Below are 12690 nucleotides of genomic sequence, written 5' to 3'. Positions count from 1 at the left end.
TTTGTCCTTTTACTCGGTCGCCACGGCGCCTGGCGGCGGCAACGGCTCAACCGGCCGGGCGTCACGTGATGCGGGCATCAGAATACGGAATGTGGTTTTGCGGGTCTGGCTGTCGCATTCGACAATGCCGCCATGCCCGCCGACGATCTTGGCGACCAGAGCGAGGCCCAGACCAGAACCGTTGGTCTTGGTTGTAATGAAAGGGTCGAATAGATGCGGCAGCAGGTCCGATGGCACCCCCGGCCCGTTGTCCTGAACACAGAACTCGAGCGGCAGAGAGACTTTTTCGCGGGTCCCTGCGACCGAAAGCTTGATGCCCGGCCGGTATGCCGTGGTTAGCACAATTTCGGGGTCAGCAACTTCGCCCACCGCCTCCGCTGCGTTCTTGACCAGGTTCAAGAACACCTGCACAAGTTGGTCCCGGTTCGCATAGACCGGCGGCAGGGACGGATCATAAAGCTCAATGAAGCGGATGTTGCGCGCGAAACCGGCCTTTGCCACAGCCTTGACGTGGTCAAGCACCGAATGGATGTTGACCGGCTCACGGTCGACAGGCCGTTCATCGGAAAAGATCTCCATTCGATCAACCAGCGAAACGATCCGATCGGTTTCATCCCGGATCAGCCGGGTGAGCGCGCGGTCTTCGTCACCAACAGACATTTCGAGCAGCTGAGCCGCACCGCGGATGCCCGAAAGCGGGTTCTTGATCTCGTGGGCCAGCATCGACGCCAGACCGGTTACCGAACGTGCCGCGGCGCGATGGGTGAGCTGCCGGTCGATCTTGTCGGCCATCGAGCGTTCCTGGAACACCACAACCACATTGTCGGGCAGGCCTGCCACCGGCGCCACATAGAGATCGACCAGCTTGTCACTGCCGAGCCGTGGGGAACTGAGATCCACACGGTATTCGTTAACAGCTGCACGGCGTTCACGAACCTGCTCGATCAACTCGAGCAGCGGGCTTCCAAAGGGGATGAAATTGTCGAGGTTGTGACGACTGAGATGCGAGGCGCTGGCAGCGAAGAAGGATTCCGCTTCCCAGTTTGCAAAACAGACATGACCCTGTGCATCAACCATTATGACCGGGTGCTGTATTGCGTTGAGCACCATGCTGGATGTGTCGATTGCGCCGGGTGCAATTGCATCCTCTGTCTTTCGATCACTCATGCTGCGGCCTCCATTTCCGATCCCGGACCTGTTTCGGGCCGCGCCCCGGTCTCGAGTGCTTCGGCAAACATGGTGGCGACTTCATCGGCCTTGCGCGATGCCATCATGGCCGTCTTGAGGCCATCAGGCGCAAGCGGTGCGAGCGTATCAAGGTACCAACCGATGTGCTTGCGCGCATGGCGGACACCGACATCCTCGCCGTAATGTTCGATCATCATCCAGTAGTGTTCGACAGCAATGGCACGCTGTTGCGATCCGGGCGCCGGAGCCTTGTCGGATTCCGCAAGGTCGCCGCAGATCCAGGGCCGGCCACGCGAGGCGCGTCCGATCATGACCGCGTCCGCGCCAGAGTGTTTGAGACAAGCCTCGATGTCGGCGCGCGAAGCCACGTCGCCATTGGCCACCAGAGGCACGCTGACAGCTTCGCGGACCTTCGCTATCGCCACCCAATCGGCAGAGCCCTCATAGAACTGCATCCGCGTACGGCCGTGAATTGTGATCATCTGGATACCGGCGGCTTCCGCGCGTGCAGCAATCAACGGCGCATTGATGTTGTCGTGGTCCCAGCCAAGCCGCATTTTCAATGTGACCGGAACAGAGACGGCCTTGACGGTGGCTTCGATCAGTTCAAGCGCATGGTCGGGATCGCGCATCAGCGCGGACCCCGAGTAGCCTCCGGTGACTTTTTTGGCAGGGCATCCCATGTTGATGTCGATCATGGCTGCGCCCTCGCCCTCGGCGATTCTGGCAGCCTTCGCCATCCAATCCGCCTCGCGGCCGGCCAACTGGACAACATGCGGATTGATGCCGTCGCCGCGCAGACGCACTTGCGATTCGCGGCGTTCTGTCACCAGTTCGCGGCTCGCAACCATCTCGGTGACGACAAGCCCAGCACCATAGCGCCAAGCCAATTGCCGGAAAGGCAAATCTGAGATCCCGGACAGAGGCGCAAGAAAAACTCGGTTGCGGGCACGAACCGGGCCGATCGCCAGAGGCTGGCTGACTGTATCAGTGTTAATTTGCATTCTTTGAGTGCAACTCTTCTGGTTGCCCTTTTTTTAGACATCTGCGAACCAAATGCCAAGCTGAATCCGCCTGAACGATGAGAAAAATGCAAAAGAGCTTTTTTCCCGGCGGCGCAACCCCTAAACACGGGATTGATACCTCCGGGGGGACCAGTGCAGGAATGAGTGACAGCGAACGTTTTTCCTTGGTGATGGTCGCCGCAGGTCGCGGCGAACGGGCTGGCGAACCACATAACGGCCCAAAGCAATACCGGCTGATCGGCGGCAAGCCTGTGATCACCTGGACTCTTTCGCGGTTCCTGGCGCATCCCGCCTGTGGCGGCATCATTGTGGTCATCCATTCCGACGATCAGGGCCTCTTCGCCAAAGCAACCGCGGGAATGGTAGGGCTCGATCGGGTGCGCAGCGTCATCGGTGGCGCCAGCCGCCAGGCATCGGTTCGCGCGGGGCTGAAAGCACTTGCAGCTTCACCGCCCCGGCATGTGCTCATTCATGACGCAGTCCGGCCATTTGTGACCGACACAGTCATTGGTGGTGTCGTGAAAGCACTTGGCACCGGAAATCAGGCCGCACTGCCGGCCGTCGCGGTGGCTGACACGCTCAAACGCAGCGACTCCACCGGCACTGTCGTTGACACTGTGTCCCGTGCCGGTCTGTTCGGAGCGCAAACCCCGCAAGGTTTCGACTACCGTGCCATTCTGACAGCACATGAACAGGCCGCAACGGATGCCGATACCGAATTCACCGATGATTGCGCCATTGCGGAATGGGCCGGGATCGAAGTCCGGATTACGCTGGGCAGTCCGCTGAACACCAAACTCACCACCGCCGAGGATATCACCATGGCCGACGAGCGGCTTTTCAATACGTTGCCTTCCGAAACACCCCTGCCTGATGTCAGGACGGGAAATGGCTATGATGTCCACAAGCTGGTCCCGGGCGACCATGTTGCCCTCTGCGGCATCGAGATCCCCCATGACCAGCGGCTTGATGGCCATTCCGACGCCGATGTGGCGCTGCACGCGCTCACCGATGCGCTGCTCGCCACTTGCGGTGCGGGCGATATCGGCGATCACTTCCCGCCATCGGATCCGCAATGGCGCGGGGCAGCCTCCGAGATTTTTCTGGCACATGCTGCAAAGATCGTGCGCGAGGCCGGTGGCGTGATCATGAATGCTGACGTCACTTTGATCGCTGAAGCACCCAAGATCGGTCCGCATCGCGAGGCCATGCGGGAAAATCTGGCGCGCATGCTGGAAATTGCTGTCGATCGTTGTTCGGTAAAAGCCACCACCAATGAAACCATCGGATTTGTCGGCCGCCGCGAAGGTATCGCGGCCATAGCCACTGCAACCGTGGTTTATCGGGGCACATGATGGACGAAGCAAAAATGCTAGATCAGATACAGGCCGATTGCCGCGCTCGCGCAAGTGAGATTGTCGAGAAATTCTCCGAGCATGGCGCGATGATCGCCACAGCGGAATCGTGCACCGGAGGGCTAATTGCCGGGGCGATCACGGACATCTCCGGATCGTCTACGGTGTTCGACCGTGGTTTTGTGACCTATTCCAATGAGGCGAAGCAGGACATGCTCGACGTCAAAGCCGCCACGCTTGAGGCTTTTGGTGCGGTATCCCCCCAAGTGGCGACGGAGATGGTGCTCGGTGCGCGGCGGCGTTCGCGGGCCGACTTTGCGGTTTCGGTGACCGGCGTGGCAGGGCCCGGCGGCGGGTCTGAGCAAAAACCCGTCGGACTTGTCTGGATGGGATTGTCAGGCCCTGGAGACCTGACAGGTGTCGTCGAGTTGCGATGGGATCCGTCCTGGAGCCGGGATATCATCCGGGCAGCGACCGTACGTGCGGCACTTGAAGCACTTGTTGCAAGGCTTGATGAACGATCAGTCTGAATTCCGGGTTTGATCAATTGTGAAATTCCAGGCGATGATCAGGTTAAGAACAACAGCACCGACAAGCGAATAGAGCAATTGCATTGGTTCGAGCACCAGGCTGGCCACCAGGAAGACGCAGGCATCAAAACACAATTGAAACCAACCGGTCTTGAAGCCAGTTTTCCGCTCAATGATGAGCGCAAGGATTCCCAGCCCACCCGCAGATGCATTGTGGCGAAACAGCGCGATCAGCCCTACTCCGCTGCAAGCGCCGGCCAATATCGCCGCCAGCAAGGGCGGGATGCTCTCAATCACAATATGGGCCGCGAGCATTGGCACGACAAATGAGATGCCGGCTACAGCGCACAGAGTCTTGATGGTGAAATCAGTTCCACGCTTGAGCCAGGCGAGGAACATGAAAGGGATGCTGACCGCAAAGAACACTGGCCCGAAGCCAAAGGGCAGCAGATAGGACAACAGCAATGCCAGACCCGCTGTTTGACCTGTCACCAGCCCCACCGCCTTCAGGAACACAACCCCGAGGCTGGTCATCAAGACGCCAAAGACCAGACCCTGCAGATCGTGAAACGAAATCAGTCTGTTCATCAGGGGCCAATCTGTTGCTGTGCCTAAAATGCCGGAAGAAAGCGGCAGGATATTCTCAAATGCAAACGATGCGGATCAACTGCCAGCCGACTGCATCATGAAACGGGTACACTCCCATAGATCTTCACGGCGCGCTGTTCAAATGCTTCGGCGAACATGCGGAATGCACGATCGAACATTGTTCCCATAAGCACGCCAAGGACCCGGCTCTTGAATTCGTAATCGATGAAGAAGCGAACTTCGCAACCGCTTTCGCCTTTGGGCTCGAATGTCCATCTGTTGTCGAGATAGCGGAATGGTCCATCGAGATATTTCACATCGATGGCAAGATCATCGGCCTTCAGCAGAACCTGGCTGGTAAACGTCTCACGGATCGCCTTGTAGCCCACGGTCATGTCGGCAACCAGCAGGGTCTTTCCGTCACGTTCCTTGCTCGAACGCACGCTCAGCGCTTCGCACAGCGGCAGGAATTCCGGATAGCGCTCGACATCGGCGACCAGATCAAACATCTGGCGCGGCGAATGCGGAACGGTGCGGGTGGTTTCGTATTGAGGCATGGTATCAGTTTTTGGAAACTGTAGCCGCCGCTCTGGCGTCCCGGTTGGCCTTGAGCCGGGCGAAATCATCACCGGCGTGGTGCGACGAGCGTGTCAGCGGGCTGGACGAGACCATCAGGAAGCCCTTGGTGTAGGCAATCTTCTCGTAGCTCTTGAACTCGTCCGGTGTGACGAATTTCATCACCTCATGGTGCTTTCGGGTCGGCTGGAGATACTGACCGATGGTCATGAAATCGACGTCGGCCGAGCGCAGATCGTCCATCAATTGCAGCACTTCGTTGCGCTCTTCGCCCAGACCCACCATGATGCCCGATTTGGTGAACATGGACGGATCAAGTTCCTTGACCCGCTGCAACAGCCTTAGCGAGTGGAAATAGCGCGCGCCGGGACGCACGGTGAGATAATTGCCGGGCACGGTTTCGAGATTGTGGTTGAAGACGTCGGGCTTGGCGGCGACAACACGCTCAAGCGCGCCGGGCTTGCGCAGGAAATCCGGCGTCAGGATTTCAATCGTTGTGCCCGGAGAAGCGGCGCGGATCGAGCGGATCACCTTCTCGAAATGCTCGGCGCCGCCGTCGTCGAGATCATCGCGGTCGACCGAGGTGATGACCACGTGCTGCAGGCCCATCTGCTTGACCGCCTTGGCGACATTGTAGGGCTCGTTCATATCCAGCGCGTTGGGCTTGCCGGTGATGACGTTGCAAAAGGCGCAAGCGCGGGTGCAGATCTCACCCATGATCATGAAGGTAGCGTGCTTCTTGTCCCAGCACTCGCCGATATTGGGGCAACCGGCCTCCTCGCAGACCGTGACGAGATTGTTCTCCTTCACGATCGAGCGGGTTTCCTGATAGCCCTTGGAATTGGGTGCCTTGACGCGGATCCACTCGGGCTTGCGCTTCACCTCGGTGTCTGGCCGCTTCTGCTTTTCCGGATGGCGGACGCGCTTGGCCTCAGCCTTCGCAGGCCCAGGTGCAGTGGTGTCGAGGATCGTGACCATTTCAAAGGTCCCTTTTTGGTTTTCCAGCGCAGATCAACCGCGCTTCGAACGGCTGAAAATCCATAGGATCAGGATCGCACCAACAACGGCGACGACCAGATTTCCTGCGAATCCGTAGTAGTTTATGTTGAGCACGCCTGCGAGAGCGCCTCCGACAAATGATCCCGCGATGCCAACAATCATGTTGGTCAGCAGACCGTGGTCGCGCTTCATGGCCCTTTCGGCGACATAGCCGGCAATGATGCCGATCAGCAGAAGCCCGAAAAAGCCAACGCCGGGCATTGCCATGAATCCCATCTGCGTTTCCATCATCAGCTGTTGTCCTGTTCCGCGGCACTCGCGAGTGTTCGCATGATCAACAGCAAGATAAGGCCGAGCATCAGGCCCATCAATGCGAAGATCGCCGAAACCGCAAGAATTCCGGACACTCCTTCAAGCCGGACCGCGCCCAGTTCAACCGCGCCGCGGCCCACAAATGCTGCCCAACCGCCAAGCGCGCCGACAACTGCACCGCTCAGCATCGAGACAAGAACCACGCGCGGCACAAAGGAGGTCACGCGTTCAGCGCCCGTCCATAGGCATCAAGTACACTCTCCTTGAGAGTTTCCGAAATCGTCGGATGCGGGAAGATGGTGTGCATCAGATCTTCTTCGGTGGTCTCCAGGTTCATCGCCACGACGAAGCCCTGGATCAGCTCCGTGACTTCCGCGCCGACAAGATGGGCACCGAGAAGCTCGCCGGTCTTTTTATCGAAGATGGTCTTGACCATGCCCTGATCTTCGCCAAGCGCAATCGCCTTGCCGTTGGCGACAAAGGGGAAACGGCCGACACGGATGTCAAGGCCCTGCTCCTTGGCCTTGGCTTCGGTCAGGCCAACGGAAGCAACCTGCGGATTGCAGTAGGTGCAGCCTGGGATCTTTAGCTTGTCCATAGGATGGACATTGGGCAGGCCTGCGATCTTTTCAATGCAGATGACAGCTTCGTGCTCGGCTTTATGAGCAAGCATCGGTGGGCCGGCGACGTCGCCAATGGCGTAAATGCCAGGAACATTGGTCTTGCCGTAACCATCGATGACGATGCAGCCACGCTCGGTTTTCACGCCCAAGGTTTCAAGACCAAGATTCTCGATGTTGCCCTGCACACCGACAGCGGAAATCATCCGGTCGGCGGTGATCTTCTCGATCTTGCCATCCTTGAGCTCGACATGAGCGGTGACGGAATCGGCGCTCTTCTCAACCTTGGTGACCTTGGCCTCGAGCAGAATCTTCATGCCCTGCTTGTCGAACTGCTTCTTGGCGAAGGCCGAGATTTCGGCATCCTCGACCGGCATGACGGTTTTCATCACTTCGACCACGGTCACATCCACACCCATGGTGCGGTAGAACGATGCGAACTCGATGCCGATGGCGCCGGAGCCCATGACCAGAAGCGACTTTGGCATCTTCTCTGGCTTCATGGCCTCGAAATAGGTCCAGATCAGCTTGCCGTCGGGCTCGATGCCCGGCAAAGCGCGTGGGCGCGCGCCGGTGGCGACGATGATGTGCTTTGCGGTGTAGGTCCCCTCGCCCAGCGTGTTCTTGGGCAATGGGGCCTGCGGCTCGACGACCTTCTTGGTCATCTTGCCGACCACGATCTCGCCAGGCTTGGTGAGTTTCGCCTCGCCCCAGATCACATCGATCTTGTTCTTTTTCATCAAGAAGCCGACGCCGCCATTCATCCGCTCGGCGATGCCGCGCGAGCGCTTGACGATGGCTTCAAGATCCGGGATCACGGTGCCTTCGAGCTTGAGACCATAATTCTTGGCGTGCTCGGAGAGATGGAGAACCTCGGCAGAGCGCAGCAGCGCCTTGGTTGGAATGCAGCCCCAGTTGGAGCAGATGCCGGCCAGGTGCTCGCGCTCGACCACGGCGGTCTTCAGGCCCAGCTGAGCTGCGCGGATGGCTGCGATGTAGCCGCCGGGGCCCGAACCGATGATGATGACGTCGTAGTTATTGGCCATGGAACAGTCTCCTCAGTGGGCGGATGCCGGCGCGCCACACACATATACTGCAGGCCGCGTCAGCAGCACCCATTGTGTGGCGGTTTGGTTTGGTGAAAAAGCGACAAGTGGCGCGCGGGCCTGCTCTTCAAAGCCCAGGCTTTGATAGAGCGACAAGGCGCGGGCATTTGCGCTGTCTGTCATAATCGAAGACGGGCCGGTTGCGCGGGCGAGCTCAGCCTCGACCAGCGCCCGGCCGATGCCCTGACCGCGAAAGCGGGTATAGACGGCGACGCTGTCGATCAACCGGGTACCGACAGCCTGTGCCTTAAGCCCTTCGAGCGGCTCCAGCACGGGATCAGGCAAACCGGAATCGCCAAGGCCGCCGGTCAGCTCAAACGAGAGCGACATGCCGGCAATGCCGTCAGCGGTTTCTGCAATCAGCACATTCTTCCAGGAATATGGTCCATCGATGAAGGCATAGCCGTCACGGCCGAATTCCAGCGGCCGATCATATTTGCCGTCGCGCACACCCGATTCCAGCACATGCGAGGCCAGTCCCGATGACGCAATGTCGTCGAGTATGGCGATGTCGGCGCTGTCAGCACGTGTGGCTGGGCGAATATGCACGGCCTGCTCCTGTTAGGTCCGGCGTTTCGGGCCGGTTTGGCGGGAGCAGGCCGGAAGCGGTTTATCCCGCCAGCATCCCGTAGATTTCGTCCTTGAGCTTCAGGCGCTCCTTGCGCATTGATTCCATGTTGAAATCATCAGTCGGCTCAATATTGGTTTCGGCGCGGTGAACGGCCCGGTTGATGTCGTGATAGGCATCGAAGAGCTTGGCAAAATGGGCATTGCTCGTTTTCAGCTCGTGCATCTTCGCGACGTGTTCGGGGAATTCCTCCGCAAGTTCATGGGGCGTGTGCGACATCAATCATCTCCTCATAAGGGGTACCAAGATGATTGCACTCTAGCCGCCCGGCCTATCTGTCCTCCTTGACCCTGATCAATCGCATAGCCGTATAAGTCGTTATTTCGCAAAGGATTGGACTTGCCTCCGCGATGTTCGACATCATTGTCCCAGCAACAGCCTGACCACCGGTGCAAGACCGCGTCCAAGGTTGCGGGTGTTTGTTGCATCAAGATGCACCCCGTCGATGGCCGTGCATTGCGCCACCGAGCCGGCGTCGAAGAACCCTGCTCCCATCTCGTCAGCGAGATCAGCATAGAACGAGGCGAGCATCGCCGATTCGCGCACAGCGCCCTCGAACATCGCTGCGAAATCGGGATCGGCGGTTTCCACCAGCGCCGGCGGGGAAACCACCAGGATCTGCGGCGGTTCCTGCTCCACGGGCCAGGAATGGCAACGCACCAGATCGACCAGACGCCGCATGCCCTTTGATGCCGCATGCGCGGATCCGTGGATCATCGGCTTCATGTCGTTTGAACCGAGCATGAGGACAACCAGGTCGAGCGGTGCGTTGGCATGCAGCGCGGTCGGCAGAAGGCGGCCTCCATTGCGGTCGCAATCGCCGGTCAGATCATCAAAGACCGTGGTCCGGCCATTGAGCCCGTCCGCCACCACATGCACACCCTCACCAAGCGCGGCAGCCAGGGCGGATGGCCAACGATCCTCAAGTGCATGCCGGGCGCGGCTTTTCGCGTCATACCCCCAGGTCAGAGAGTCACCGAAACAAAGAACGGTTTTCATGACCATCGCTCCCGGATCAGACCAGCATCCCCATCGGACTTTCGATGTAGCCCTTGAAGGCTGCCAGCAGTTCGGCACCGAGCGCGCCATCGACCGCACGGTGATCGGTCGACAGGGTCACGCTCATCACGGTGGCAACCGCCAGTTCGCCATTCTTGACAACCGGACGCTGTTCACCGGCGCCAACGGCCAGAATGGTGGCGTGCGGTGGATTGACGACGGCAGCGAAGTCCTTGACGCCCATCATGCCCATGTTGGAGACCGCGGTGGTGCCGCCCTGGTATTCTTCGGGCTTGAGCTTGCGCTCCTTGGCGCGCTTGCCCAGATCCTTCATCTCGTTGGAAATGGCTGACAGTGTCTTCTCTTCTGCCGAGCGGATGATCGGAGTGATCAGGCCGCCAGGAATCGACACGGCGACGCCAACATCGGAATGCTTGTGCATCACCATGTTTTCATCGGTCCAGGAGACGTTGGCATTGGGCACATCACGCAGCGCCAGCGCCAGGGCCTTGATCACCATGTCGTTGACCGAGACCTTGTAGAGCGGCTTGTCATCCTTAAGCGGCGCTGCCTTGTTGATCTGTGCACGAAGGGCCAGCAGCGCATCAAGTTCGCAATCCACGGTGACGTAGAAGTGCGGGATCGTCTGCTTGGATTCCTGCAGGCGGCGGGCAATGGTCTTGCGCATGCCGTCGTGCTTGACCAGTTCGTAGGAGTCTTCGGCGAAGTTCTTCAACACCGCCTCTTCCGACATTCCCTTTGGGGCCGCTGCCGGTGCTGCTGCAGAGGCTGGCGCAGCAGCAGTGGCTGCCTTGCCGGTTCCTGCGGCAATAGCCGCTTCGACGTCCTTCTTGACCACGCGGCCATGGGGACCAGAGCCGGAAATCAGCGCCACATCAACGCCGGCATCCTTGGCGATACGACGCGCAAGCGGCGACGAGAACGTGCGCTCGCCTGATGATGAAGCCGCAGGTGCCTGTGTGGCCGCAATTGGTGCAGCAGCAGATGCCGCCGCTGGTTCTGCAACGGGGGCCGCTTCCACCTTGGGAGCCTCGGCCGGGGCCGTTGCCGGAGCTGGTGCCGCGTCTCCGCCGCCCTTGGCAGCGTCCTCGACGCTCTCGCCCTCGCCTGCCAGAATGGCAATCAGGGCGTTGACTTTGACACCTTCGGTGCCGCCGGGAACCACGATCTTGGCGACAGTGCCTTCATCGACGGCTTCGACTTCCATCGTCGCCTTGTCGGTTTCAATTTCGGCAATCACGTCGCCAGGACCAATCTTGTCACCTTCCTTGACCAGCCACTTGGCGAGGTTGCCCTCTTCCATGGTTGGCGAAAGAGCAGGCATTGTGATGTTGATAGGCATCTTTCAGTCCTCCTCTTACGAAGTGTAGGTGACGGCTTTCACCGCGTCGACGATTTCGCCAACATTCGGCAAGGCCAGCTTCTCCAGATTTGCGGCGTAGGGCATCGGGACATCCTTGCCCGCGATCGTAATGATCGGCGCGTCGAGATAATCGAATGCCTGTTGCTGGACGCGGGCGGCAATCTCGGTGCCGACGGAGTTTTGCGGATAGCCTTCCTCGACGGTGACCAGGCGACCGGTCTTCTTGACGCTTTCAATCACGGTGGGCATATCCATCGGACGGATGGTGCGCAGATCGATCAATTCGACATCGATGCCGAGCTTGGAGAGCTCATCGACGGCCTTGACCGCATAGTTCATGCCGATGCCGAAGGAGACGATGGTGACATCCTTGCCCTGCTTGTGAATCCGCGCCTTGCCGATCGGCAGCACAAAATCATCGAGCTTGGGAACATCGAAGGTCTGGCCGTAGAGAATTTCGTTCTCGAGGAAGATCACCGGGTTGGGATCGCGAATCGCTGCCTTTAGCAGGCCCTTGGCGTCAGCCGCGGTGTAGGGCATCACAACCTTGAGGCCGGGAATATGGCTGTACCAGGCGGCGTAGCATTGCGAGTGCTGGGCGCCGACGCGAGCCGCCGCACCGTTGGGTCCGCGGAAGACGACCGGCGCGCCCATCTGGCCGCCCGACATGTAGAGTGTCTTTGCCGCGGAGTTGATGATGTGGTCGATCGCCTGCATGGCGAAGTTGAAGGTCATGAACTCGACGATCGGGCGCAGGCCGGCCATGGCAGCGCCAACACCGATGCCGGCAAAGCCGTGTTCGGTGATCGGGGTGTCGACGACCCGTCTGGAGCCGAATTCGGCGAGAAGGCCCTGGGTGATCTTGTAGGCGCCCTGATACTCGGCCACTTCCTCGCCCATGACGAAGACGTCTTCACTGGCGCGCATTTCCTCGGCCATCGCATCGCGCAGCGCTTCGCGTACGGTGGTTGGCACCATTTCGGTGCCTACGGGGATGGCAGGATCGCTGGCGGCAATATTGCTGACCGGGGCAGCAGGCGCAGATGCGGTCGCGGCTGGTTCAGAAGCCGGGGCTTCCGCGGCCGGTGCAGGCGCAGGTTCGGCGGCTTTCGCTGAGCCGATGTCGGAGGCGCTCTCGCCCTCTTCCAGCAGGACTGCGATCACCGCGTTGACCTTGACGTTTTCGGTGCCGGCGGGAACCATGATCTTGCCGACCACGCCCTCGTCAACGGCTTCGACTTCCATCGTCGCCTTGTCGGTTTCAATTTCGGCGATCACATCGCCCGAGACGACCTTGTCACCTTCGTTCTTGAGCCATTTCGACAGCGTGCCCTCTTCCATGGTCGGGGAAAGCGCAGGCATCAGGATATCAATCGGCAT

At 59.6% G+C, this 12690-nt stretch carries 15 protein-coding genes; 2 read left to right on the top strand and 13 right to left on the bottom strand.

What is annotated here, in order from left to right:
• Window positions 1-9 precede the first annotated feature (9 nt).
• Both HPDFL43_RS10460 and dusB read right to left on the bottom strand, forming a co-directional pair.
• Window positions 10-1167, bottom strand: coding sequence for a two-component system sensor histidine kinase NtrB (locus HPDFL43_RS10460; protein ID WP_007197301.1), 1158 nt, complete (start codon window positions 1165-1167; stop codon window positions 10-12).
• Window positions 1164-2192 carry a tRNA dihydrouridine synthase DusB gene (dusB, locus tag HPDFL43_RS10455; RefSeq protein WP_052093185.1) on the bottom strand — a complete coding sequence of 343 codons (1029 nt, stop codon included), beginning with the start codon at window positions 2190-2192 and terminating at the stop codon, window positions 1164-1166. Before dusB ends, HPDFL43_RS10460 begins: the two co-directional genes overlap by 4 nt.
• A gap of 161 nt (window positions 2193-2353) precedes the next feature.
• On the opposite strand from dusB, the gene HPDFL43_RS10450 reads away from it, so the two are divergent.
• Entirely contained in the window at window positions 2354-3568 is a 1215-nt protein-coding gene (locus HPDFL43_RS10450) for a bifunctional 2-C-methyl-D-erythritol 4-phosphate cytidylyltransferase/2-C-methyl-D-erythritol 2,4-cyclodiphosphate synthase (protein ID WP_007197299.1), read from the top strand.
• 89 nt (window positions 3569-3657) lie between these two features.
• Complete coding sequence (locus tag HPDFL43_RS10445) at window positions 3658-4098, top strand: CinA family protein (protein WP_245271139.1); 441 nt, start codon at window positions 3658-3660, stop codon at window positions 4096-4098.
• On the opposite strand, the gene HPDFL43_RS10440 is transcribed toward HPDFL43_RS10445, so the two are convergent.
• The 11 genes from HPDFL43_RS10440 to HPDFL43_RS10390 all read right to left on the bottom strand — a co-directional run bounded on the left by HPDFL43_RS10440 (window position 4090) and on the right by HPDFL43_RS10390 (window position 12690).
• The gene (locus tag HPDFL43_RS10440; protein WP_007197297.1) at window positions 4090-4686 is read right to left on the bottom strand and encodes a YitT family protein; all 597 of its coding nucleotides are present in this window, start codon (window positions 4684-4686) and stop codon (window positions 4090-4092) included. The two genes, HPDFL43_RS10445 and HPDFL43_RS10440, sit on opposite strands and share 9 nt — an antisense overlap.
• Window positions 4687-4781: 95 nt before the next feature.
• Window positions 4782-5243, bottom strand: coding sequence for a type II toxin-antitoxin system RatA family toxin (locus tag HPDFL43_RS10435; protein WP_007197296.1), 462 nt, complete (start codon window positions 5241-5243; stop codon window positions 4782-4784).
• Between the two features lie 4 nt (window positions 5244-5247).
• Window positions 5248-6240, bottom strand: coding sequence for a lipoyl synthase (gene lipA / locus HPDFL43_RS10430; protein WP_007197295.1), 993 nt, complete (start codon window positions 6238-6240; stop codon window positions 5248-5250).
• Between the two features lie 33 nt (window positions 6241-6273).
• Entirely contained in the window at window positions 6274-6552 is a 279-nt protein-coding gene (locus HPDFL43_RS10425) for a GlsB/YeaQ/YmgE family stress response membrane protein (RefSeq protein WP_007197294.1), read from the bottom strand.
• Window positions 6552-6797 (bottom strand): hypothetical protein, encoded by a 246-nt coding sequence (locus HPDFL43_RS10420; protein WP_007197293.1) that lies wholly within the window; start codon window positions 6795-6797, stop codon window positions 6552-6554. The genes HPDFL43_RS10425 and HPDFL43_RS10420 overlap by 1 nt, the downstream gene beginning before the upstream one ends.
• Entirely contained in the window at window positions 6794-8239 is a 1446-nt protein-coding gene (gene lpdA, locus HPDFL43_RS10415) for a dihydrolipoyl dehydrogenase (RefSeq protein ID WP_007197292.1), read from the bottom strand. The genes HPDFL43_RS10420 and lpdA overlap by 4 nt, the downstream gene beginning before the upstream one ends.
• 12 nt (window positions 8240-8251) lie before the next feature.
• A complete protein-coding gene (locus HPDFL43_RS10410; RefSeq protein ID WP_007197291.1) occupies window positions 8252-8848 on the bottom strand; it encodes a GNAT family N-acetyltransferase in 597 nt (198 codons plus the stop codon).
• 61 nt (window positions 8849-8909) lie between these two features.
• Entirely contained in the window at window positions 8910-9146 is a 237-nt protein-coding gene (locus HPDFL43_RS10405; RefSeq protein ID WP_007197290.1) for an HP1242/YdcH family protein, read from the bottom strand.
• 141 nt (window positions 9147-9287) lie between these two features.
• A complete protein-coding gene (locus tag HPDFL43_RS10400) occupies window positions 9288-9926 on the bottom strand; it encodes an SGNH/GDSL hydrolase family protein (RefSeq protein WP_040450079.1) in 639 nt (212 codons plus the stop codon).
• A 16-nt stretch (window positions 9927-9942) separates the two neighbouring features.
• Window positions 9943-11289, bottom strand: a complete 1347-nt coding sequence (locus HPDFL43_RS10395) for a pyruvate dehydrogenase complex dihydrolipoamide acetyltransferase (protein WP_040449188.1) — start codon at window positions 11287-11289, stop codon at window positions 9943-9945.
• 15 nt (window positions 11290-11304) lie between these two features.
• Entirely contained in the window at window positions 11305-12690 is a 1386-nt protein-coding gene (locus tag HPDFL43_RS10390; protein WP_007197287.1) for a pyruvate dehydrogenase complex E1 component subunit beta, read from the bottom strand.

Source organism: Hoeflea phototrophica DFL-43 (assembly GCF_000154705.2).
In the GTDB taxonomy this organism is placed as follows: domain Bacteria; phylum Pseudomonadota; class Alphaproteobacteria; order Rhizobiales; family Rhizobiaceae; genus Hoeflea; species Hoeflea phototrophica.
This window is presented reverse-complemented; position numbering and strand designations above follow the sequence as displayed.

Bases quoted from the DNA above. Each gene is read 5' to 3' on its own strand.
- HPDFL43_RS10460 (WP_007197301.1), bottom strand. From the start codon at position 1,167: ATGAGTGATCGAAAGACAGAGGATGCAATTGCACCCGGCGCAATCGAC.
- dusB (WP_052093185.1), bottom strand. From the start codon at position 2,192: ATGCAAATTAACACTGATACAGTCAGCCAGCCTCTGGCGATCGGCCCG.
- HPDFL43_RS10450 (WP_007197299.1), top strand. From the start codon at position 2,354: ATGAGTGACAGCGAACGTTTTTCCTTGGTGATGGTCGCCGCAGGTCGC.
- HPDFL43_RS10445 (WP_245271139.1), top strand. From the start codon at position 3,658: ATGATCGCCACAGCGGAATCGTGCACCGGAGGGCTAATTGCCGGGGCG.
- HPDFL43_RS10440 (WP_007197297.1), bottom strand. From the start codon at position 4,686: ATGAACAGACTGATTTCGTTTCACGATCTGCAGGGTCTGGTCTTTGGC.
- HPDFL43_RS10435 (WP_007197296.1), bottom strand. From the start codon at position 5,243: ATGCCTCAATACGAAACCACCCGCACCGTTCCGCATTCGCCGCGCCAG.
- lipA (WP_007197295.1), bottom strand. From the start codon at position 6,240: ATGGTCACGATCCTCGACACCACTGCACCTGGGCCTGCGAAGGCTGAG.
- HPDFL43_RS10425 (WP_007197294.1), bottom strand. From the start codon at position 6,552: ATGATGGAAACGCAGATGGGATTCATGGCAATGCCCGGCGTTGGCTTT.
- lpdA (WP_007197292.1), bottom strand. From the start codon at position 8,239: ATGGCCAATAACTACGACGTCATCATCATCGGTTCGGGCCCCGGCGGC.
- HPDFL43_RS10405 (WP_007197290.1), bottom strand. From the start codon at position 9,146: ATGTCGCACACGCCCCATGAACTTGCGGAGGAATTCCCCGAACACGTC.
- HPDFL43_RS10400 (WP_040450079.1), bottom strand. From the start codon at position 9,926: ATGAAAACCGTTCTTTGTTTCGGTGACTCTCTGACCTGGGGGTATGAC.
- HPDFL43_RS10395 (WP_040449188.1), bottom strand. From the start codon at position 11,289: ATGCCTATCAACATCACAATGCCTGCTCTTTCGCCAACCATGGAAGAG.
- HPDFL43_RS10390 (WP_007197287.1), bottom strand. From the start codon at position 12,690: ATGCCGATTGATATCCTGATGCCTGCGCTTTCCCCGACCATGGAAGAG.